Origin of the sequence: Roseobacter sp. HKCCA2468 (genome assembly GCF_037805105.1) — a bacterium.
Classification (GTDB): domain Bacteria; phylum Pseudomonadota; class Alphaproteobacteria; order Rhodobacterales; family Rhodobacteraceae; genus M30B80.
In genome coordinates this window covers 390,282-410,660 of the sequence record NZ_JBBLYN010000001.1, presented here as the reverse complement: position 1 = coordinate 410,660, position 20,379 = coordinate 390,282, and the positions used below count along the sequence as shown (strand labels likewise).

Below are 20,379 nucleotides of genomic sequence, written 5' to 3'. Positions count from 1 at the left end.
CAAGCCTTTTTAGTGCACCTAAATTATAATTAATTGTTTAAAATCAATTATTTGGTTATGGGGTTATATTTTACCCCACAATTTCCTTCTCCAAAACCCGCAAAACTGCCTCTGCCGCGCGGGCCTTTGGGTCGCGATCCCCTGCCCCAAGCCGCGCCATCGTCACTTCGGCGGCTTGGATTTGATCGTTGCGCGCGGTCTGATCGCTCACCAACCGCTTAAGCGCCGCCAAAACAGGCGCAGGTTCAAAGTCCTTCCCCAAAAATTCGGGGATGTGGCGGGTTTCGCTGATCAAATTGACCAAAGTGACCGTGTCAATTCTCAACATCCACCGCATCAAAGCCCGTGACAGCGGCGCCATATCATAAGCAATCACCATCGGGGTTTTTGCGGCAGCCAATTCCAAGGACACGGTTCCCGAAGCCGCAAGCGCCAGATCCGCCGCCCCAAAAGCGCAGGATTTTTGATATGGATAATCCGCGCCCGCGGCACGCGGGTCGAGCAGGTGTGCCCTTAGCCCAAGATCCCAATTGGCCATCATCTGCGCGACATCATCGGCAATGGCGGGGGCCGCCGGCAAAACGAGATGGGCGCGTGGATGCGCCTGCAGGAACCCGCGCGCAACCTGCCCAAATCGGGGGCCAAGCCGCGCAATTTCGCCCCGCCGCGAGCCGGGCAACATCAACAGCAACGGATCCCCTGCCCCAACACCAAGGCCCGCGCGATAGGCGCTGCAGTCCTCGGGCGCGGCTTGCGGCATCTGCGCGACTGGATGCCCCACAAAATCACAGCCCATCCCCACAGCCTGCATCAATGGCGGCTCAAACGGGAACAGCGCTAGCACATGATCAACAAAGCGTGCCATTTTACGCGCACGCCCCGCCCGCCATGCCCAGACAGTTGGGGCGACATAATGGATCACAGGAAGCTTCGGTGCCTGTTTCTTTATCTGCTTGGCCACGCGCAAGCAAAAATCAGGGCTATCAATGGTGATGAGCGCGTCAATCTGGCCCTCAATCACTGCATTGGCCGCTTGATCGCGGCGCTTGAACAAATGCCGAAGGCGCGGCAGCACCTCGGCCAGCCCCATGACCGACAGATCAGACATGGGAAAGAGGCTATTTAGCCCTTCGGCCTGCATCAAAGGGCCACCAATGCCTGAGAATTCAATGTCAGAACGCGCGGCCTTCAGCCCCGCCATCAGGCTGGCCCCAAGCGCATCGCCCGAAGGTTCGCCCGCAATGAGAAACAGTTTCACGGCGCAGCCCATAAGGTGATGCCCGCCGATGCCGCGCGGGCGAGAACCTTTTCCCGCTCAAGGATCAGTGCGCCACCCGCCTGCAGCACCAAGCCAGATAGCCCCGCCTTTTGCATCATCGCAATCGTCTGCGGGCCAATTCCGGGCATATCAACGCGCAAATCCTGCCCTGCCTTAGGGCGCTTCATCAGAACACCCCCCGAATTGGGGCAAGTCTGCGCCACGAATTCCAGCATCGCATCTGTGCCCGGTAGGGTTTCAATCGCCAGAACTTGGCCCTTGGCCACCACGGCACCTTGGCCGACATCTTGGGGTGCAAGGGCCGCCAAAACGGCGGCAGCGCGATGTGCATCGGCGTGCAAAGCTGCACTGACCTCGCCCACCATCACGCCCTCGGACGCCAAAAGATCGGGGCGGATGTCATGCGGGGCGCAAATGGTGAATCCCTGTTCCTCCAACAGCGCGATCACGGCGCGCAACAGCCCATCATCCCCCTGCTGCAAAGCCGCCATAAGGCGCGGCATCAGCGCGGCTGTGCCCGTATCAAGCGCAGCGGGGTCAAACACGGGGCGGCGCATTGCGCCAGCAAGGCACAGTTCCGTCACGCCTTCGGATTTCAGACGCGCAAACAGGGAGGCCAATTGCTCAAACCGCGCCTCAATCTGCCGCGATGCGCGGGCGTCCACGGGCGTGCCGTGGAAGGTGACCAATATCGCGTCCCCCGCCTCAAGCAGCGATTGCGGAAGGGCACCCCCACCCGCCAAGATTGCGCGTTTTGGCATGATCCCCCCGTTCAACCCGGCGTTAAGAATGACCGATCCGAGCCTTTGAGCACAAAATCCACCACATCTCGCACATATTGGGAATTTGGTGCCTCTTCTGACAAACGGCGCGCGCGTTCCTGAAATGCACCTTCGCCTTGCGCCAAGGCCTGATAGGCGGCGCGCAATTCGGTGATATCTTCCTTGGCCACGCCACGGCGTTTTAGGCCCACCAAATTCAGACCATCCAAGGCCCCGCGCGGGCCTTGGACAAGGCCATAGGGAATGACATCATTGGTCACCATCGTGACCGCGCCAATGATGGCCCCACGCCCGATGCGCACAAATTGGTGGATGCCCGAAAGCCCGCCGATGATCACGCCATCCTCAATGATGCAATGGCCTGCAATAGCGGATTGGTTGGCCACCACAACATGGTTGCCCACGATTGCGTCATGGCCAACATGCGCGCCTGTCATAAAGAGGTTGTCATCACCAACACGGGTGATCCCGCCCCCGCCATCTGTGCCCGTATTCATGGTCACACCTTCGCGGATGCGGTTGCGTTTGCCCACAATCAGCTGCGTCTTTTCACCCGCATATTTCAAATCCTGCGGAATATCACCGATATTCGCGAAGGGGAAAATCACGGTTTCAGCGCCAATTTCGGTCAATCCTGTGACAACGGCGTGGGATTTAAGCACCACCCCCTCATGCAAGGTCACCTCAGGGCCAACATGGCAAAACGGGCCAATCTGGCAGCCCGCAGCGATATTTGCCCCGCTTTCAACGACAGCCGAAGGATGGATCGAGGCCGAAGGATCAATCGCCATTACGCAGCCCCACCCGTGGCACCCTCAAGATCCATCATCGCGGTAAATTCAGCCTCGGCTGCCATTTCCCCCTCGACAGTGGCCTGCCCCTTAAAGCGCCAGACCTTACCACCGGGTTTGCCGCGCGTGGTTTCGATTTTCAGCTCGAGCACATCGCCCGGCACAACCTTGCGGCGGAATTTGCAGGCGTCAATGCCCATGAAATACACAAGCAAATTGCGATCCGCCATATCCATAGCCACCCCAACCATCACGGCGGCGGTTTGCGCCATGGCCTCGATGATTGTGACGCCGGGCATAATGGGGGCGGATGGGAAGTGACCCTGAAAATGAGGCTCATTAAAGGTGACATTCTTGATGCCCGTGGCCGAATGATACCCTTCGATATCGCGCACGCGGTCAATCAACAAAAACGGATAGCGATGCGGAATAATCCGCTGGATCAGATGAATATCTGCCTCTTTCGGCGTCTCGCCCGTCATTTTGGTCTTCCTTTATCAAATTCCGCCTTGCGTGGGTGGGACGTTCACATCCCCCCGCGGCCTTGCATCCCTAGCACTTTGGCGCCCCTTGGGGCAAGCCTGCGCAAGCGGCCTTAGCGCCCTTCAAATGTGGGTTTGCGCTTATCGTTAAAGGCCAAAACGCCTTCTTTGAAATCGCGCGTGCGGCTGAGCGCGCCTTGATGCGCGGCTTCTTGCAACATTTGCACCTCAAGCCCCTGTTGCGCAGAGGCGCGCAGTGCAGATTTTATCTTGCTATAGGCCTGTGTGGGGCCACTGGCCAAATGCGCGGCGCGGGCGCGCCATGTGGCGTCAAATTCGGCCTCACTGGTGGTCTGCCAAATCATCCCCATTGCTTCGGCCTCCCGCGCGGTGACAGGTTCGCCAAAAAGTGCGGCCCCCATGGCGCGGGCCTGCCCCACGAGGCGGGGCAAAACCCAAGTTGCCCCCGCATCAGGCATGAGGCCGATTTGCGCAAAAGCTTGAATAAATCGCGCATTTTCGGCGGCAATGACGACATCACAGATTAAGGCAAGGCTTGCACCCGCCCCCGCCGCCACGCCATTGACCGCCGCAATCACAGGGATCGGGCAATCGGCAATCGCCGAGATCAGCGGCATGTATTCATCCCGCAAGACCCGCTCAAGATTGAGATCAGCCACACGGCCTGCATCGCCCAGATCCTGTCCCGCGCAAAAGGCGCGACCTGCGCCCATGATCACCAAAACCCGCGCAGAGGCCCCCGCCTGACCAATCGCATACGTCAATTCGGCCCGCATCTGCGTGTCGAGCGCATTTAAGACATCGGGACGATTGAGCGTAATCACCGCTATGCCATCATCCAATTCATAGAGAATCCGCTCGTAGTTCATGATCGCCTCAATTTGGGTTTGGAAGGCTCAACTTTGCTTGTCGCCAAGAATACGCGCAAGCGCGGCCTGCTCTTCTGGGGTGAGCTCTGCTTCGGTGGGGTTCGTGCTGCGCGCTCGCGTGCGGATAAAGGCAAAGGCCACACCAAAGCCCAACAAAAGCAAGGCAGGCCCTGCGAGCCAAAGTGCCAGGTTGCTGCCCGACATCGGCGGACGCATCAGCACATATTCACCATATCGATCCACCACCTCTGCGATGACCTGCTCGTTGCTATCGCCCATCATGATCCGTTCGCGCACGAAAATGCGCAGATCGCGGGCGACTGTGGCGTTGCTTTCGTCAATCGATTCATTGCGACACACCACGCAGCGCAAATCTGCTGAAATCTCTCGCGCCCGCGCCTCGAGGGCAGGATCAGGCAAAACCTCATCAGGCTGCACCGCAAGCGCGGGGGTTGAGATCAACCATACTGCGGCAAGCGCGGCTTTTGCGAAGGCCCGCGTCATTCGGCAGGCACCCCAATAGCGGCCCGATCCCGCGCGGCCCCCGCCGCGACACGATAGCGGCGATCAGTCAGGCTGAGCGCCCCGCCAAGGGCCATGATAATTGCACCGCCCCAAATCCAATTTGCAAAGGGTTTGATCCATGTGCGCACGGCCCACCCCCCATCCAACTGGGGATCGCCAAGCGCCACATAAACATCACGGGTAAAGCCACTGTCGATCCCTGCCTCCGTGGTGGGCATGCCCGCCACGGGATATATCCGCTTTTCAGGGGTCAAAACATCCACGATACGCCCGTCTTTGGCGACTTCGACAAAGGCCATGGTTGAGATGTAATTTGGCCCTTGCACCTCGCGCACATCGCGCACTGTCAAATGATAGGCGCCCACATCGAATTCTTCGCCGATTTGCGCCACGCGGATATCTTCGATTTGATAGGTCACCAAGGCCCCCACACCAATAAAGGTGATGCCTAGCCCTGCATGGGCCACGGCCTTGCCCCAATCGGCACGCGGCAGGCGGGTCAGGCGGCTAAATTTCGCGGCAATCTCACGCCCCTGCCCTGTGCGCTGCCACAGATCAACCGCGGCCCCTGCAACCAGCCAAACCCCAAGCGCGAGGGTAATCAACCCCGCCAAGGAGCGCCCCGTTCCAAGCGCATAAAACAAACCCAAAAGCGCGATGGTCAAAAGGGCAACACCACTCATCAGGCGCATGGCACGGCCAAGCTGCGCGCGTTTCCACGGCAACACCGCCCCAATGGGCAAGGCCACCGCAATGGCGAAGGCAAAGGGCGTGAAGGCCGCATTAAAGAAAGGTGCCCCTACCGAAACGGTGCGGCCCCAGAACATCTCTGCCACCAAGGGCCAGATTGTGCCGATGAACACAACAAAGGATGACACCGCCAAAAGAAGGTTATTCAAGACCAAACCGCTTTCGCGGCTCACAGTTGAGAACACGCCCTTAGCCTCCATCGCGCCAGCACGGAAAGCATAGAGCGTAAAGGCCCCGCCCATGAAAACGGCCAAGATCATAAGAATAAACATCCCGCGCTCTGGATCATTGGCAAAGGCGTGCACCGAAGTGATGATGCCCGACCGCACGATAAATGTGCCGATCAGCGAGAAACCAAAGGCCAAAATCGCCAAGAGAATTGTCCAGCTTTTCAGCGCCTCGCGTTTTTCGACCACAATTGCCGAATGCAACAGGGCCGCCGCAATCAACCAAGGCATGAAAGAGGCGTTTTCAACTGGATCCCAGAACCAGAACCCGCCCCAACCAAGCTCGTAATAGGCCCACCAAGACCCGAGTCCGATCCCGATGGTCAGAAACACCCATGCCGCCAATGTCCAAGGGCGCACCCATCTGGCCCATGCTGCATCAACGCGCCCTTCGATCAAGGCCGCCACAGCAAAAGAAAACGCCATGCTAAGGCCAACATACCCCAAGTATAAAAACGGCGGGTGGAAGGCGAGACCAGGATCTTGCAGAAGCGGGTTCAAATCTTGGCCGTTAAAGGGCGGCAATTCGAGCCGCAAAAACGGGTTAGATGTGAACAAAATAAAGGCGTAAAACGCAACCCCAACCGAAGATTGCACGGCCAAAACGCGCGCACGCAGGCGCGGCGGCAGGTTTCCACCGAACCACGCTGCTGAGGCCCCAAATAGCGCCAAAATCAAAACCCATAGCAATAGCGAGCCTTCGTGATTGCCCCAGACACCGCTGATTTTATACAGCAGCGGCTTGTCGGTATGGGAATTGGCAACAACCAAATTCAGCGAGAAATCAGAGGTCACAAAGGCATAGGTCAGCGCGGCAAAGGAAATCGCTACAAGCGCGAATTGCAAGCTGGCCGCAGGGCTGGCAACCGCCATCCATGCGCTCCAATTTTTATGTGCGCCAATCATCGGCACAATCATTTGGAACACAGCCACGGCAAAGGCCAAAACCAAAGCAAAATGGCCAATTTCAACGATCATCTCTGCCCTCCTTCATCACAGCGCGACCCGCATGATCCAGATTTTGCCGTCCGTTCGCGGCAAAGAGTAACGACAAAGCCACCCGCATCCAAGGGGTTAGCGCGAAAGAGCCGCACCCCTGATCACAGCGCCGTGATCTACCAGGGGGCATCTTAGCGCCCTGTGAGTGCCCCCAAAACGCCGCGCATTACGGCGCGCCCTGCCCTTGTGCCCATTTGACGGGCGAAACTTTTGGCAAAGGCTGTGCCAACACTATCGCAACGCGGGGATGCTTTTCGCTTGGGGCTGCCCCCCGCAGTATAACGGCGCGCTGCGGTAAACTCGCGCGCGGCTTCTGCCTCGGCCACCTCTTGGGCTTCGCGTGCAGCGGCGGCTTCTGCCTCGGCTGCGGCCTTTGCGGCGCGGGCCTGTAGGATCTCATAGGCGCTTTCACGATCGAGTGGAGCGCCATATTTGCCCTGCAGAGGCGCGGATTTCACCATCGCCTGCCGCGCCGCCTCATCCATTGGCCCCAATTTGGACGATGGCGGGCGGATCAAACAGCGTTCAACCACGCTTGGTGCGCCTTTTGCCTCAAGGAAGGACACCACAGCCTCCCCCACCCCCACCTCGCGGATGGCTTCGGCGGTGTCGAAATTCGGGTTCGGGCGATAGGTGTCCGCCGCCTGACGCAGGTCTTTTTGGTCTTTGGCGGTAAAGGCCCGCAATGCGTGCTGCACCCGATTGCCCAGTTGGCCTAAAATCTCATCGGGCACATCGGCGGGATTTTGAGTGACGAAATACACCCCCACCCCCTTTGATCGGATCAAGCGCGCGACCTGTTCGACCTTTTCCACCAAGGCCTTTGGCGCGTCATTGAACAGAAGATGGGCCTCATCAAAGAAAAACACCAATTTTGGCTTATCTGGATCCCCCACCTCGGGCAGCGTTTCAAAAAGTTCTGATAATAGCCACAAAAGCGCGGTTGCATAAAGGCGCGGTGACATCATCAGACGATCCGCCGCTAAGATATTGATCACCCCACGGCCATCCGCATCGCAGCGCATTAAATCTGCCAATTCCAATGCAGGTTCCCCAAAGAAACCCGCCCCGCCCTGATCCTCTAACACCACTAGACGGCGCTGGATCGCACCGATAGAGGCGGCCGCGATATTGCCGTATCGCAATTGCAATTGATCTGCATTTTCGCCCGCGAAAACCAACAGGGCCTGCAAATCCTTGAGATCAAGGAGATCCATTCCTTCTTCATCCGCAAGGCGAAAGGCAATGGTCAACGCCCCCTCTTGCGCTTCGGTCAATTCCAACAGACGCGACAGAAGGACAGGCCCCATCTCGGTCACCGTGGCGCGGATTGGATGGCCCTTTTCGCCAAAAATATCCCAAAAGCTGACGGGAAAGGCGCGATATTCATAGGGCGCAAGACCGATTTTCTGCGCGCGCGACATGAAGGCATCATGCAATTTGAACCCGGCTCTGCCCGCCTCGGCCAGACCCGACAGATCCCCCTTCACATCGGAGAGAAACACAGGCACGCCTTGCGCGGAAAAGGCCTCGGCCATGATTTGAAGGGTGACGGTTTTTCCCGTTCCCGTTGCGCCCGCAATCAGCCCGTGGCGATTGGCGTATTTCAAAAGCAGCTGCTGCGCCGTGGCATAATTCGCCCCGCCGCCACCGATAAAAATGGCCTCATCCGACATAAGTAACCCCAAAATTTCGTAACCCTGCCCAAACAATACATTCTTAATGCTTTTGTGCCAGTATGATTTGCAGTGATGCTGATGCTTGTGTGTTTTGTATCCTCCTCTTGGGTGTTGGCGTCATTGTTCTCCCTGTGGACTGGCCGCGCCACGCATCTCTGCTGGCGCGGCTTTTTTGTGCTTCATCGGCCCGCAGTAAAAAATCGCAGTTTCATAAAAAACCCCTGTTGACGGAATGAAAATCCTGACATAGCGTTCGCATCAATAAGTCGGCCAGTCCGACAGGGAGCGATAAATCAGTCGCAAAGACTGAACAAAAAAGGGCCTCGTTTCGAGGCCCTTTTTTGTTGGGAACGCGCCGCATGGAAAACATGGCAATTCTGCCCCGCCGGCCAAGAATTTAGATCATATCGCGCTGCACCCGCTGACAATGGTGCCATGCTATGTTAGCGCAGGGGACATATGACACATGAGGATATTATGACCCGATTTTCACGTCACCTTTCGCACACGGTTCTGGCTCTGGCGCTTTGCGGGGGCATGGCCCCACAGGCCATCGCGCAAGACACTGAAACCTTTGACGCATGGACAAAAATTTGCAGCGGCGAAGGCGAGGCGCAAACCTGTCTGATTTCGCAGGTGCTGCAAGATACGTATGGCAATAACGTGGCCGAGGTCAGCATTGCCGATGTCATTGACGGCGGCGATACGGTGGGCGCGATCAGCATCGCAACCCCGATTGATACGCTGCTTTTGCCAGGTGTTCGGTTCAAGGTCGATGAATTCGATGAAAACCGCCTTCCGTTCAATTTCTGCCAACCCGGTGGATGCGTGGTGCAAATCGGTCTGACCCAAGACAATATTGACGCCTTCGAAGGGGCCACGGCGGCGGCTGTCACCATCGTGCCAATTGCTACGCCCGATGCAGAGGTTGCCCTAACCCTGTCTTTTGACGGGTTCACCGCAGCCTTTGCCAGCCTTCAACCTGAATAAACCATCATGAGCAGCGCCCCGCTTAGGGCGCTGCTTTTAACGCCAAAACCGCGTTTAACCCGCCAAAGGCAAAGGCGTTGGAGAGAACCGCATCAACCTTGGCCTCGCGTGCCTCATTGGGGACAACATCAAGGGCGCATTCAGGGTCGGGCTCCTCATAGCCGATGGTGGGCGCAATCACCCCATCGCGCAGCGCCATGATACAGGCCAACAGCTCGACCGCGCCTGTTCCACCGATTAAATGCCCGTGCATCGATTTGGTCGAGGATATCATCAGATCATCGGCGTGATGGCCAAATACATCGGCAACAGCCGCGCATTCCACCTTGTCATTCGCCGCCGTGCCCGTGCCATGCGCATTGATATAACAAATATCCTCAGGGTTCAGCCGCGCATCCTTGAGCGCGCCTGAAATCGCACGACCTGCCCCTTGTTTGGACGGCATAACGATATCCGCCGCATCCGATGTCATGGCAAACCCCACCACTTCGGCCAAAATCTCGGCGCCACGCCGTTTGGCGTGATCATAGTCTTCGAACACAAACACCGCGGCCCCTTCGCCCTGCACCATCCCATTGCGGTTGGCCGAAAACGGGCGACAAGCATCTTTGGACATGACCCGCAACCCTTCCCAAGCTTTCACCCCACCAAAGGAGAGCATCGCCTCAGACCCGCCCGTGACCATCACGTCACAGGCCCCGCCGCGGATCAATTGGAAAGCCAAACCCATCGCATGGTTTGACGAGGCACAGGCGGTGGCGACCGAAAAGGATGGCCCCTTAAGGTTCCATTCCATCGACACATGGCTGGCTGCGGCATTGTTCATCAGCTTGGGAACAACAAAGGGGTGAACGCGATTTTTCCCCTCTTCATAGACAGTGCGGTAATTCTCGTCCCATGTATTAACACCACCCCCTGCCGTGCCCAGAACCACGCCCGCCCGCGTGGCCGCCTCGCCCCCAAAGACAAGGCCAGAATGATCCAAGGCTTGATGCGCAGCGATTAAGGTGAATTGCGTAAAGCGGTCATAGAGCGCGATTTGCTGGCGGTTGAACAGCGCCTCTGGATCATAGCCCGTCACTTGCGCCCCAATTTTGACGGACAGCCGATCCACATCGCGCAAATCAAGCGGGCCAATCCCGCATTTTCCTTCGCGCATCGCCGCCAAAGTGGTCGGCACATCATGCCCTAATGCATTGATTGTGCCCTGACCCGTGATAACAACACGTCTCATCCGTGCTGCTCGGCCACGAGTTTTTCGACCGCCGCCACAATGGCCGCAACCGATGAGATATCAAAATCACTTTTGTCAGGCTCATTGGCGTTGAACGGCACCTGAATGTCGAATTCTTCTTCGATGGCAAAAATAGCTTCGACCAACCCTAACGAGTCGACCCCCAAATCTTCGAGTGTTTTTTCAGGCGAGACATCGCTTGTCTCAAGCACCGCTTGTTCTGCAATGATCTTGATGATTCGCTCAGAAATATCTCCAGACATAAAACCTTGCCTCCATCATCATATCCAAAGGCCTAGCCTTTCGGATTGGTCAATTTCTTCTCAAGCGCCGCCACAGTTTTTGCAAGACGCGGCAATCGCCTTAGCGCCTTATACATCTCGATATGTGTCTCCATTTTGACAGCCGGGCTGCCCATCACCATTCTGCCCGATGGAAGGCTAGAATAAATCTTGGTGGCCCCTGCGGCGACCACATCAGAGCCGATCTCGATATTATCGGAGACACCGCACTGTCCGCCCAAAACCACACGATCGCCCACGCTACAAGATCCCGCAAACCCGACCTGCCCGCAGAGCAGGCAATCGCGACCAATGCGGCAATTGTGGCCGATATGAACCAAATTATCGATCTTTGTGCCTGATCCGATTTCCGTATTGGCCACTGTGCCGCGGTCAATCGCAGCGCCTGCGCCAATTTCGACATCATCCCCGATGACGACACGACCCAAGGAGTGAATACGCGCCCAAGATTGCGGGGTCTGCGCCGCGTCTGATTTCCCCAAGGATTGGCGGGCAATTTCGACTTGGGATTTTTCTGGGGTGACGAAAGAGAACCCATCCCCCCCAATCACCGCATTGGGTTGAATGATCACACGATCCCCAATTTGCACATGATGCGCGATGCGCACACCCGCATGGATTAACGCATCAGCACCAATTTCCGCGCATTCGGCAATGCTGACATGCGGGGCGATGCGGGCGCGGGGCCCGATGATGGTGCCCGCCCCAATGACCACAAAAGGCCCGATGGCGGCATCCGCGCCAATTTGAGCGCTTGGGTCAATCACCGCGCTGGGGTGAATTCCGGCCACAATATGCGGCCCTTGATCCATGAGGGCCGTCACACCCGCCATCGCATAGCGCGGGCGGGCGATTAAAATCGCAGCCTCTAATCCAAGGGCCTTCCAATCGGTGCCCTCGGCCACAATCGCGGCCTTGGCCTGTCCTTTGGCCAAATCGGGCAGATATTTTTCTGACATCGCCAAGGCCAGATGATCAGCGGCGGCCGTGGCGGGCTCGGACAGGCGCGAGACGACCAATCCAACCGCGCCTTCGGCTTTTGCGCCCAATTCTTTGGCGATATGCTCAATGCTGCTGCCAGCCATGTGGGATGCGCCTTATTCTTGCTATGGCCCAAACACGGGGCCACCCTTTGCCTTTAACTTGAGCCTTTAACTTGAGATTGCCGCAACGGAAACCCCCGCCGCCTCAAGGGCCTGCCACAAATCGGCATTGCGCCCGTAAATATCGGCGCGATGCTGCAGTCGCCCATCGGGGTCCACAAAGGATGTCCAATAGACCAAATGCACGGGGATCGGTGTTTCAAGCCGCACCGTTGTTTCGCGACCCGTTGCAAGGATACGCGCGAAATAGGCTTCGGGATCGTCCACTTGCGGAGCCAAAAGATGATAGGCAAAATCAAACGGATCCTGCAGCCGCACGCAGCCATGGCTATAGGCTCGCGTTTCGCGCGCGAAGAGGTTTTTTGCAGGTGTGTCATGCAGATAAATGTTCCACGGATTGGGGAACATGAATTTCACCAACCCCAAGGCATTGCTGGTTGAGGGGGCTTGGCGCAACGTATAGGGGAAGGTGCTCGCCGTGTATTGGGTGAAATCCACCTGCGCGCGATCGACAACTTGACCCCCGCTCCACAATTCCAGCTGACTTTGCGCTGTGGGGTCTTCTTGCAATTGCGGCAGATATTCGCGTGTGGTGATTGAACGGGGCACCGTCCAACTGGGGTTGATGACCATATATTCCATCACGTCCGAGAATTCGGGCGTGTGACGGCGTGGATCGGGGTGACCAACAACCGAACGGGTTGAGAAGGTCACGACATCTTGATCCACCACAGTCGCATGGAAGTCAGGGATATTGACCAAGACATGGCGCGCACCGCGGTCAAAATTCATCCAACGTTGCCGCTCCATGGCCAAGATCACATCTTTAAGGCGCGTTTCGGCATCCACATTGATCGCGGCCAATGTATTGGCGCCAACAATTCCGTCTTGGGTTAACCCGTTATCCGCTTGAAAGCGCATCACTGCCCCGACCAGCCTATCATCGAACTGGGCTGGCGCGGGCGCTTCGGTGGCCGTTTGCGCATCATTCGCGGTTGATAGGGTTACGGATGCAGAACTGGGCTCTTCGGCGAGATATCCCATCGCTTGCAAACGCGTGATCAAGGCCGCGACAGCGGGCCCTTGGTCGCCCAATTCCAGTCTTTCCGCCACCACAGGCGTCCCCCATCCGCCCGCTTCAACCACGCGCGCCAAATCAAACATTGCGCGCTGAAGACGGGCATATTGCGGGTGCTGCGGTATCAAATTTGACAAATATATCATTGGATTATCGGCCGAAGCAAAACCTGATAGCAGGGCCTCACTGCTTTGGCGCGGGGTGGTTTTATAAATGTCTTCGGCCAAGGTTGCAGGCTCTAGCACCCCCGCGCTGATATCTTGCGCATAGTCCAGATAGGTCAAAGCCGCGCGCAACTCGGTTGCAATATCTGCCCCAGTTGCAAAGCCCGCGCGTAAACCTGCGATGTCATAAGTCGCGCGCGGCAGGCCGTGATCGCCAGATGCCTCAAGGGCCGCAAGCAGCGCGGCACGGCGCAGCTCAAATTCAGGCCCCTCGCCCGTCCAAATTGGCGCAAAGTCGCGTGCGGCATAAAAGTCGAATACCTCAGGATGACTTGCAAAGCGGGCCGCCACCGCCTCGCGCGCGGCGACATCCTGCCAGAACTGCGCCGATGATGGCGGTGAGGTGACCACCGTGGCAGGCAGGCTTTGCGCCACAGCAGCGCCCGCGATGATCAGGCCTAAGCCCGCCCTAGTCACCAACTCAACCCAAAAACCAGTTCTTTCAACACGCACGATAATACCTATTTTCAAACGAACCCCTATGCCAAATATGGGGAAGAAGGCCCGCGCCGTCCATGTTCAATCGCGGCCGCACGATCGCTCAAGCATCACGCCTATGCAGCGTTGCAACAGATGTTTTTCCCTCTTCACGAGGGTCTGATGGCCGCCACGAGGCCAAACCCGAGTAGGGGCAGGTGAATTTTTACGCAAAAACAGCGCATTACACCGATTGGCAAATTTCCGCCGAATCGAAAGACCCTTCCCGCCAAGAGGTTAATCAATACTTTCACAATCATTTCACCTGTGTCATATTTCGTGACGTAACGTGCGAATAAAAAACCGCCCGCTGCCATTCACGCTGGATCCGTCCAGCTCAGGGACAGAGGCACCCGTAGCAAGTGTAGTGGTAATCAGGGCAGAAGCATGGGGACTGGAATGAAATTGATTAGCCGTCGGGGCTTATTGCGGGCATTTGCTGCGACAACGATCGCGGCGGCACCTGTATCGGCCAACGCCTTTGGGATTTTGCGCGGCGCAGGCGATTTTCGCAAATTGCGCATGCATAATGGCCGCACGGGCGAAACGTTGGATATGATTTACTGGATTGATGGCGACTATATTCGCCCCGCAATCGAAGAAATCAGCTACTTCATGCGCGACTGGCGCCAAAATGAGGTGCATGCGATTGACCCGCGCACCCTTGATATCATGGCGGCCTCTCATAATCTGTTGGATACGAACGAACCGTATCTGTTGTTGTCTGGCTATCGCTCGCCTGCGACCAACGCGATGCTGCGTCAACGCTCGTCAGGTGTTGCGCGCAACTCACTCCATATGGTTGGCGAGGCGGCTGATTTGCGCCTCACCTCCCGCAGTGTCAGTCAAATTGCGCGCGCGGCCGAAAGCTGCGCCGCAGGTGGGGTTGGGCGGTATTCGCGCTCGAACTTTGTGCATATGGATTGCGGCGATGTCCGCCATTGGGGCGGGTAAGTCCGCCAATATTCGGCCCAACTTGGCATAAAGTGCGCTTATTTCGGCGTAACGTCTTTGTGTGCCTTGCCATTCTCACTGGATAATTTGCGCGGCACCCCCACATTATGGCTCAAACCCCACAAGGAGTGAGCCGTTCCTCATGCCAAAATATCAAAAGACGCCGCAGGCCATCGCGGCACTGACGCCCGAGCAATACCACATTACCCAAGAAAATGGCACCGAGCGCCCCTTTACAGGGGCCTATACCGATTTAGAGGCGCGCGGGATTTATGTGGATATCGTATCTGGCGAGCCGCTGTTTTTGTCGAATGACAAATTTCATTCTGGCTGTGGTTGGCCCTCATTCACAAAGCCCATCAGCGATGAAATGGTGGTCGAAAAGCGCGACCTCAGCCACGGGATGGTGCGCATTGAGGTGCGCTCGAAATATGGCGACAGCCATTTGGGCCATGTTTTTCCCGATGGGCCACGGGATCGCGGGGGCTTGCGCTATTGTATCAATTCGGCCGCTTTACGTTTCATTCCCGAAGCAGATATGGAAGCAGAAGGGTATGGCGAGTATCTGATGATGTTGGAGGCGTGAACAATGGCGCAAGAACGGTCGGTTTTAGCGGGTGGATGCTTTTGGGGGATGCAACAATTGATCCGCCGCATGGATGGGGTGTGTGCAACCCGTGTTGGCTATTCGGGGGGCGATGTTCAAAATGCCACCTATCGCAACCATGGCACCCATGCCGAGGCGATTGAAATTTTCTTTGACCCCGAGCGCCTAACCTATCGTGATCTGTTGGCGTTTTTCTTTCAAATTCATGATCCCACCACATTGAACCGTCAGGGAAATGATATTGGGATGTCCTATCGGTCTGCGATTTTTTATGTCGATGAAGCACAACGCGAAACCGCGTTAGAGGTTATCGCAGATGTCAACGCATCGGGGCTTTGGCCTGGAAAGGTTGTGACTGAAGTGGCGCCTGTGGGCCCGTTTTGGGAGGCAGAACCTGAACATCAAGATTATCTTGAGCGCCTTCCCAATGGGTATACCTGTCATTTCCCGCGCCCTGATTGGGTGCTGCCAAAGCGCGCCTAAAAGACAACCGATTAGATCAAAAAATGGGCCAAATCACTGGCCCATTTTTGCGTTCTGCGGTTCTATCAATTTTAAAAATCTTCCCAAACGACACTGCCCGTGCTGGCCTCACGTTGCAGATATGGGCGTTGCGGTGTGGGGATGATCTCGGGCTTTTCAGGCGCCTGCTTCGTCCCATGATCCTGCATCTGAGGGGGGGCAGGATCGGCCATAACATCGGATCCATTGAGCAATGCCGCGCGGGCGGCCTCACCCCAATCTTGGGCGTATTCCAGTCAGGTCTGCGCCTCGCGGGTGTGGATGTGCTTTGGCAAATTTTCGCAATCGGTTGGCTGATTATCATCGCCGTTGCCGTTAACCAATGGATCAGGAGGGTCTCCGCATGACACAACCCATTCTCAAAGCGCGCGGTTTGGTCAAACGCTATGGCCGTGTCACCGCCCTAAATCATGCCGATTTTGATCTAATGCCCGGTGAAATTCTGGCCGTGATCGGTGACAATGGTGCTGGCAAATCGTCACTGATCAAGGCGATATCAGGGGCGGTCACCCCCGATGAGGGCGAAATCACTCTTGAAGATCGCAAAATCAATTTCACTTCGCCGCTTGAGGCGCGCGAAGCGGGCATTGAATGCGTCTATCAAACCCTTGCACTGTCGCCCGCACTATCGATCACGGACAATATGTTCGTGGGCCGCGAATTGCGCAAAAAGCGTGTTTTGGGCTCGGTTTTTGGGATGCTTGACCATCGCGCGATGGAGGAATTCGCGCGGCAAAAACTCAGTGAATTGGGTCTGATGACCATCCAAAACATCAATCAAGCGGTTGAAACCCTGTCAGGGGGGCAGCGCCAAGGGGTGGCTGTGGCGCGTGCTGCGGCCTTTGGGTCAAAGGTCATTATCTTGGATGAGCCGACCGCAGCCCTCGGGGTGAAAGAAAGCCGCAAGGTTCTGGATCTTATCCAAGATGTGCGCGCGCGTGGCACGCCTGTGGTTTTGATCAGCCATAACATGCCCCATGTGTTCGAGGTAGCCGACCGCATTCATATCCACCGCTTGGGCAAACGGCTCTGCGTGGTGAACCCGCGTGAAGTCTCTATGTCCGATGCCGTGGCCCTGATGACAGGAGCAATGCAGCCCGATCATGTCGCAGCCGCCTGAAGAGATTGCCCGTCAAATGCGCGATCACATCTTGGGCCTGCCCAAGAAACCGCGCCAGATCATTGCGGTTGCGGGGCCGCCCGCCTCGGGCAAAAGCACCGCAGCGCGCGCGCTTGCCCATGCCCTTGGGCGGGCAGGTAAATCCGCCGCCGTGATCCCAATGGATGGGTTCCACCTTGATAACGCTGTGCTTGCGGCGCGCGGGATTTTGTCGCGCAAAGGCGCGCCGCATAGCTTTGATTTACAGGGCTTTACACAGCTTTTGGCACGTATTGCCGAAAATTCCGAGGCTGAGATCGCTTATCCCTTATTTGATCGGGCGCGTGATATCTCTATCGCTGGGGCAGCCACCCTGCCCCGCTCCGTGGAATTTGTCATTGTCGAAGGCAATTATCTGCTTTTGGATCAAGACGGATGGCGTGATTTGCGCAAGTTTTGGGACAGCGCAATTATGTTGATGCCGCCGCGCGCGGAAATTGAGGCGCGGCTGTTGCAGAGATGGATTGATCACGGCCACACCCCCGAAGCGGCCCGCGCAAGGCGCGATGCCAATGACCTACCAAATGCCGAATTGGTCTTGGCCAATGCCCTGCCGGCAGATTGGGTCATGGCAGAGGCCGCCTAGGCGCAAATGGCGCAAACGCGCCTTTTCGTGACGCGCCCCTTCCTTGACAAGCAGAGCCCGCCACGGCCAGCCTAGGCTGACACAGTCGCGAACCGTTAAGAGGCATCCTATGGAAGACCCGATCTTGCAGCCGTTTCAGCTGAAACATCTGACCTTGCGCAATCGGGTCATGATCACCAGCCACGAGCCCGCCTATAGCGAGGATGGCCTACCCACCGATGCCTATCGTGCCTATCATGTAGAGCGCGCCCGTGCTGGCATTGCGCTGACCATGACGGCGGGCTCTGCCGTGGTCAGCCGCGACAGCCCACCCGCCTTTGGCAATCTCTTGGCCTATCGGGACGAGATTACCCCGCATATGGCCCGTCTTGCCCGCGAGGTGCATGACGAGGGCGCGGCTGTGATGATCCAACTTACCCATCTGGGGCGGCGCACGCGGTGGGATACAGGCGATTGGCTGCCTGTCCTCTCGCCAAGTGCGCTGCGCGAGCCCGCACATCGCGCCTATCCCAAAGTGCTTGAGGATTGGGACATCGCGCGGATCATCAGTGATTACGCCGATGCGGCTGAACGGATGAAGGATGCAGGGCTAGACGGGATCGAATTGGAATCCTACGGCCATTTGATGGATGCGTTTTGGTCGCCCCGCCTCAATCACCTAGAGGGGCGATACGGGGCTGAAACGCTTGAGACGCGGATGGCCTTTTCGATGGATGTCCTGCGCGCCATTCGTGCCCGCGTTGGGGATGATTTCATCGTGGGCGTCCGTTTTGTGGCCGATGAAGATATCAAGGGCGGTATTTCTGCCACTGAAGGCCAAGAGATTGCCCGCCGCCTGCGCGACAGCGGGATGGTCGATTTCCTAAACGTCATTCGGGGCAATATCGACACCGATGCAAGCCTGACCCGCGTGATCCCGTTGCAGGGCATGGCTTCGGCCCCGCATCTGGATTTTGCGGGCGAGTTACGCGCGCAAACGGGCATCCCGATCTTTCACGCCGCGCGTATTCCCGATTTATCGACCGCGCGCCATGCCATTGCTGCGGGCAAGTTAGATATGGTGGGAATGACGCGGGCACATATTGCCGACCCTTATATCATGGCAAAACTTCTCGAGGGGCGCGAGGAGGATATTCGCCCCTGCGTGGGGGCAAATTACTGTATCGACCGCATCTATCAGGGCGAAAAGGCGCTGTGTTTGCACAACCCCTCAACGGGGCGGGAATTGAGCCAACCGCATAAGATTGCCCCAACAGAAACCCCGACCCGCGTCACGATTATCGGCGCTGGCCCTGCGGGCCTTGAGGCCGCGCGGGTTGCGGCCACGCGCGGGCATCAGGTGCATCTCCTTGAGGCCGCCCCGCAGGCAGGCGGGCAAATTCGCCTCACCGCGCAATCGCCCCGCCGCCGCGAGATGTTGGCGATCACCGAATGGCGGGTTGCACAATGCGAAAAGCTTGGCGTGCGCCTGCAATATAACACCTATGCCGAACCCGAAGATGTTTTGGCGACTGCGCCCGATGTGGTGATTGTGGCCACAGGCGGCATGGCCCGCGAAGGGGGGTTAGAGACGGGCAGCGATCTCATTTGCAGCGCATGGGATATTTTGTCGGGCGATGTCAAACCCGAAGGCGATATGCTGATCTTTGATGAGGCAGGCGATCACGCAGGGTTGCAGGCCGCGGAATTTGCAGCCCCCCATGCCCGCAGCATTGAGATCGTCACCCGCGACCGCGCCATCGCGCCCGAGGTGATGGGCATGAACCTCACCCCCTATATTCGTGCGCTGCAACACTCAGGCGCGCGGATGACCATCACATGGTATCTCAGCCATGTAACGCGCACAGGCAATCGCCTGACCGCGCATTTAATCAGTGACTATAGCGACAAAATCGAAACCCGCGAGGTAGATCAGGTCGTGGTCAATCAAGGCACAACGCCGCTTGATGATCTTTATTTTGCGCTCAAACCACAGTCGCGCAATTTGGGCGAGATGGATTACCATGCCTTTCTTGCAGGGCAGTCCCAAAAGATTATCAAAAATCCAGACGGGCAGTTTGACCTCTACCGCATTGGTGATGCAGTCTCACCGCGCAACACCCATGCCGCAATTTATGATGGGTTGCGCCTTGCGCGCAGCCTCTAAGGAATGAGCCCCAAAATGACCCGCTACCCGCCCCTAGACAACGCCCATTGGCCCGCCGAAATCGCGGATATGCAAGCGGGGTTTGCGGGGCGGCTGAATGTCTATCGGGTGATGGCACATCACCCTGCATTACTACGGGCTTGGGCAGATTTGCGGGATCATGTGGTGGTCAAAACCGCGCTTGGCCCCGAATTGAGCGAGGTGGTGATCCTGCGTGCCGCGCATTGGATGGGCTCGGATTATGAATGGGCTCATCATGTCAGCCGTGCGCGCGCCCTTGGGTTTGAAGATCACCGCATCGCGCGTCTCGCAGGCCCAATTGACGAGATCACAGGTCAAGATCAAACCATCGCCCGCGCAGTCGATGCCCTGATGACCACGCGCGCGATCCCCCCCCAGATGCAGGGGCCGCTTGAGGCGGAAATTGGCAAAGAGGGCATTTTTGATTTGATTGCCACAGTAGGCTTTTACAGCACGCTTGGTTTTATCCTCAATTCCTTTACCCCACGATTGGATGAGGCGGTCGCGCGCGAGCTGCGCGAAACCCCGTTTGAGGGCGCCTAGGCGCAGTTGACCTCGCCCCCTGCTGCCTT

Annotated in this window: 21 protein-coding genes; 8 read left to right on the top strand and 13 right to left on the bottom strand. The window is 57.3% G+C overall.

All coding sequences use genetic code 11. The features are described from left to right. Positions 1 to 70: 70 nt before the first annotated feature. The 8 genes from lpxB to AAC620_RS02090 form a co-directional block, all read right to left on the bottom strand. Positions 71 to 1,258, bottom strand: coding sequence for a lipid-A-disaccharide synthase (gene lpxB / locus AAC620_RS02125; RefSeq protein ID WP_340242596.1), 1,188 nt, complete (start codon positions 1,256 to 1,258; stop codon positions 71 to 73). Beyond that, a complete protein-coding gene (locus AAC620_RS02120) occupies positions 1,255 to 2,040 on the bottom strand; it encodes an LpxI family protein (RefSeq protein ID WP_340242595.1) in 786 nt (261 codons plus the stop codon). The genes lpxB and AAC620_RS02120 overlap by 4 nt, the downstream gene beginning before the upstream one ends. A gap of 11 nt (positions 2,041 to 2,051) precedes the next feature. After that, positions 2,052 to 2,852, bottom strand: coding sequence for an acyl-ACP--UDP-N-acetylglucosamine O-acyltransferase (gene lpxA / locus AAC620_RS02115; protein ID WP_340242594.1), 801 nt, complete (start codon positions 2,850 to 2,852; stop codon positions 2,052 to 2,054). Continuing rightward, the gene (gene fabZ, locus AAC620_RS02110; protein ID WP_317654876.1) at positions 2,852 to 3,334 is read right to left on the bottom strand and encodes a 3-hydroxyacyl-ACP dehydratase FabZ; all 483 of its coding nucleotides are present in this window, start codon (positions 3,332 to 3,334) and stop codon (positions 2,852 to 2,854) included. The genes lpxA and fabZ overlap by 1 nt, the downstream gene beginning before the upstream one ends. A 113-nt stretch (positions 3,335 to 3,447) precedes the next feature. Next, positions 3,448 to 4,224: an enoyl-CoA hydratase-related protein gene (locus AAC620_RS02105; protein ID WP_340242593.1), complete on the bottom strand. Its 777-nt coding sequence runs from the start codon at positions 4,222 to 4,224 to the stop codon at positions 3,448 to 3,450. 27 nt (positions 4,225 to 4,251) lie between these two features. Next, complete coding sequence (locus AAC620_RS02100; protein ID WP_340242592.1) at positions 4,252 to 4,728, bottom strand: cytochrome c-type biogenesis protein; 477 nt, start codon at positions 4,726 to 4,728, stop codon at positions 4,252 to 4,254. Beyond that, positions 4,725 to 6,704, bottom strand: coding sequence for a heme lyase CcmF/NrfE family subunit (locus AAC620_RS02095; RefSeq protein WP_340242591.1), 1,980 nt, complete (start codon positions 6,702 to 6,704; stop codon positions 4,725 to 4,727). The genes AAC620_RS02100 and AAC620_RS02095 overlap by 4 nt, the downstream gene beginning before the upstream one ends. Before the next feature lie 152 nt (positions 6,705 to 6,856). Beyond that, positions 6,857 to 8,401 carry a helicase HerA-like domain-containing protein gene (locus AAC620_RS02090; RefSeq protein WP_340242590.1) on the bottom strand — a complete coding sequence of 515 codons (1,545 nt, stop codon included), beginning with the start codon at positions 8,399 to 8,401 and terminating at the stop codon, positions 6,857 to 6,859. Positions 8,402 to 8,881: 480 nt separating this feature from the next. Between AAC620_RS02090 and AAC620_RS02085 the strand changes: the two genes are divergently transcribed. Then, a complete protein-coding gene (locus AAC620_RS02085) occupies positions 8,882 to 9,394 on the top strand; it encodes an invasion associated locus B family protein (protein WP_340242589.1) in 513 nt (170 codons plus the stop codon). Positions 9,395 to 9,416: 22 nt separating this feature from the next. Here AAC620_RS02085 and AAC620_RS02080 read toward each other — a convergent pair whose 3' ends face one another. From AAC620_RS02080 to AAC620_RS02065, 4 genes are all read right to left on the bottom strand, one after another. Then, complete coding sequence (locus AAC620_RS02080; protein ID WP_340242588.1) at positions 9,417 to 10,628, bottom strand: beta-ketoacyl-[acyl-carrier-protein] synthase family protein; 1,212 nt, start codon at positions 10,626 to 10,628, stop codon at positions 9,417 to 9,419. Then, entirely contained in the window at positions 10,625 to 10,891 is a 267-nt protein-coding gene (locus AAC620_RS02075) for an acyl carrier protein (RefSeq protein ID WP_317654883.1), read from the bottom strand. The genes AAC620_RS02080 and AAC620_RS02075 overlap by 4 nt, the downstream gene beginning before the upstream one ends. Positions 10,892 to 10,923: 32 nt before the next feature. Continuing rightward, on the bottom strand, positions 10,924 to 12,015 hold the full coding sequence (locus AAC620_RS02070; RefSeq protein ID WP_340242587.1) for a UDP-3-O-(3-hydroxymyristoyl)glucosamine N-acyltransferase: 1,092 nt from the start codon (positions 12,013 to 12,015) through the stop codon (positions 10,924 to 10,926). A gap of 66 nt (positions 12,016 to 12,081) precedes the next feature. After that, positions 12,082 to 13,788: a L,D-transpeptidase family protein gene (locus tag AAC620_RS02065; protein ID WP_340242586.1), complete on the bottom strand. Its 1,707-nt coding sequence runs from the start codon at positions 13,786 to 13,788 to the stop codon at positions 12,082 to 12,084. 423 nt (positions 13,789 to 14,211) lie between these two features. Here AAC620_RS02065 and AAC620_RS02060 point away from each other — a divergent pair, with 423 nt between their 5' ends. The 3 genes from AAC620_RS02060 (at position 14,212) to msrA (ending at position 15,856) form a co-directional block, all read left to right on the top strand. Continuing rightward, positions 14,212 to 14,766 carry a YcbK family protein gene (locus AAC620_RS02060; RefSeq protein ID WP_340242585.1) on the top strand — a complete coding sequence of 185 codons (555 nt, stop codon included), beginning with the start codon at positions 14,212 to 14,214 and terminating at the stop codon, positions 14,764 to 14,766. Positions 14,767 to 14,908: 142 nt separating this feature from the next. Beyond that, the gene (msrB, locus tag AAC620_RS02055) at positions 14,909 to 15,352 is read left to right on the top strand and encodes a peptide-methionine (R)-S-oxide reductase MsrB (protein WP_340242584.1); all 444 of its coding nucleotides are present in this window, start codon (positions 14,909 to 14,911) and stop codon (positions 15,350 to 15,352) included. Positions 15,353 to 15,355: 3 nt separating this feature from the next. After that, positions 15,356 to 15,856 (top strand): peptide-methionine (S)-S-oxide reductase MsrA, encoded by a 501-nt coding sequence (msrA, locus tag AAC620_RS02050; protein ID WP_340242583.1) that lies wholly within the window; start codon positions 15,356 to 15,358, stop codon positions 15,854 to 15,856. A 71-nt stretch (positions 15,857 to 15,927) separates the two neighbouring features. Here the strand turns inward: msrA and AAC620_RS02045 are convergent, their stop codons facing one another. Continuing rightward, complete coding sequence (locus AAC620_RS02045; protein ID WP_340243636.1) at positions 15,928 to 16,068, bottom strand: hypothetical protein; 141 nt, start codon at positions 16,066 to 16,068, stop codon at positions 15,928 to 15,930. A 170-nt stretch (positions 16,069 to 16,238) separates the two neighbouring features. Here AAC620_RS02045 and AAC620_RS02035 point away from each other — a divergent pair, with 170 nt between their 5' ends. The 4 genes from AAC620_RS02035 (at position 16,239) to AAC620_RS02020 (ending at position 20,350) form a co-directional block, all read left to right on the top strand. Next, on the top strand, positions 16,239 to 17,015 hold the full coding sequence (locus AAC620_RS02035; RefSeq protein WP_340242582.1) for an ATP-binding cassette domain-containing protein: 777 nt from the start codon (positions 16,239 to 16,241) through the stop codon (positions 17,013 to 17,015). Next, positions 16,999 to 17,640 (top strand): nucleoside/nucleotide kinase family protein, encoded by a 642-nt coding sequence (locus AAC620_RS02030; RefSeq protein WP_340242581.1) that lies wholly within the window; start codon positions 16,999 to 17,001, stop codon positions 17,638 to 17,640. Before AAC620_RS02035 ends, AAC620_RS02030 begins: the two co-directional genes overlap by 17 nt. A gap of 109 nt (positions 17,641 to 17,749) precedes the next feature. After that, the gene (locus AAC620_RS02025; RefSeq protein ID WP_340242580.1) at positions 17,750 to 19,786 is read left to right on the top strand and encodes an NADH:flavin oxidoreductase; all 2,037 of its coding nucleotides are present in this window, start codon (positions 17,750 to 17,752) and stop codon (positions 19,784 to 19,786) included. 15 nt (positions 19,787 to 19,801) lie between these two features. Beyond that, the gene (locus AAC620_RS02020; protein WP_340242579.1) at positions 19,802 to 20,350 is read left to right on the top strand and encodes a carboxymuconolactone decarboxylase family protein; all 549 of its coding nucleotides are present in this window, start codon (positions 19,802 to 19,804) and stop codon (positions 20,348 to 20,350) included. The last annotated feature ends 29 nt before the right edge of the window (positions 20,351 to 20,379 follow it).

Excerpts from the sequence above, each read along its gene's own strand:
- AAC620_RS02035 (WP_340242582.1), top strand. The coding sequence starts at position 16,239 with ATGACACAACCCATTCTCAAAGCGCGCGGTTTGGTCAAACGCTATGGC.
- AAC620_RS02080 (WP_340242588.1), bottom strand. The coding sequence starts at position 10,628 with ATGAGACGTGTTGTTATCACGGGTCAGGGCACAATCAATGCATTAGGG.
- msrA (WP_340242583.1), top strand. The coding sequence starts at position 15,356 with ATGGCGCAAGAACGGTCGGTTTTAGCGGGTGGATGCTTTTGGGGGATG.
- msrB (WP_340242584.1), top strand. The coding sequence starts at position 14,909 with ATGCCAAAATATCAAAAGACGCCGCAGGCCATCGCGGCACTGACGCCC.
- AAC620_RS02085 (WP_340242589.1), top strand. The coding sequence starts at position 8,882 with ATGACCCGATTTTCACGTCACCTTTCGCACACGGTTCTGGCTCTGGCG.
- lpxA (WP_340242594.1), bottom strand. The coding sequence starts at position 2,852 with ATGGCGATTGATCCTTCGGCCTCGATCCATCCTTCGGCTGTCGTTGAA.
- AAC620_RS02020 (WP_340242579.1), top strand. The coding sequence starts at position 19,802 with ATGACCCGCTACCCGCCCCTAGACAACGCCCATTGGCCCGCCGAAATC.
- AAC620_RS02045 (WP_340243636.1), bottom strand. The coding sequence starts at position 16,068 with ATGGCCGATCCTGCCCCCCCTCAGATGCAGGATCATGGGACGAAGCAG.
- fabZ (WP_317654876.1), bottom strand. The coding sequence starts at position 3,334 with ATGACGGGCGAGACGCCGAAAGAGGCAGATATTCATCTGATCCAGCGG.
- AAC620_RS02025 (WP_340242580.1), top strand. The coding sequence starts at position 17,750 with ATGGAAGACCCGATCTTGCAGCCGTTTCAGCTGAAACATCTGACCTTG.
- AAC620_RS02030 (WP_340242581.1), top strand. The coding sequence starts at position 16,999 with ATGTCGCAGCCGCCTGAAGAGATTGCCCGTCAAATGCGCGATCACATC.
- AAC620_RS02070 (WP_340242587.1), bottom strand. The coding sequence starts at position 12,015 with ATGGCTGGCAGCAGCATTGAGCATATCGCCAAAGAATTGGGCGCAAAA.
- AAC620_RS02095 (WP_340242591.1), bottom strand. The coding sequence starts at position 6,704 with ATGATCGTTGAAATTGGCCATTTTGCTTTGGTTTTGGCCTTTGCCGTG.
- AAC620_RS02075 (WP_317654883.1), bottom strand. The coding sequence starts at position 10,891 with ATGTCTGGAGATATTTCTGAGCGAATCATCAAGATCATTGCAGAACAA.
- AAC620_RS02060 (WP_340242585.1), top strand. The coding sequence starts at position 14,212 with ATGAAATTGATTAGCCGTCGGGGCTTATTGCGGGCATTTGCTGCGACA.
- AAC620_RS02105 (WP_340242593.1), bottom strand. The coding sequence starts at position 4,224 with ATGAACTACGAGCGGATTCTCTATGAATTGGATGATGGCATAGCGGTG.
- AAC620_RS02120 (WP_340242595.1), bottom strand. The coding sequence starts at position 2,040 with ATGCCAAAACGCGCAATCTTGGCGGGTGGGGGTGCCCTTCCGCAATCG.
- AAC620_RS02100 (WP_340242592.1), bottom strand. The coding sequence starts at position 4,728 with ATGACGCGGGCCTTCGCAAAAGCCGCGCTTGCCGCAGTATGGTTGATC.
- AAC620_RS02090 (WP_340242590.1), bottom strand. The coding sequence starts at position 8,401 with ATGTCGGATGAGGCCATTTTTATCGGTGGCGGCGGGGCGAATTATGCC.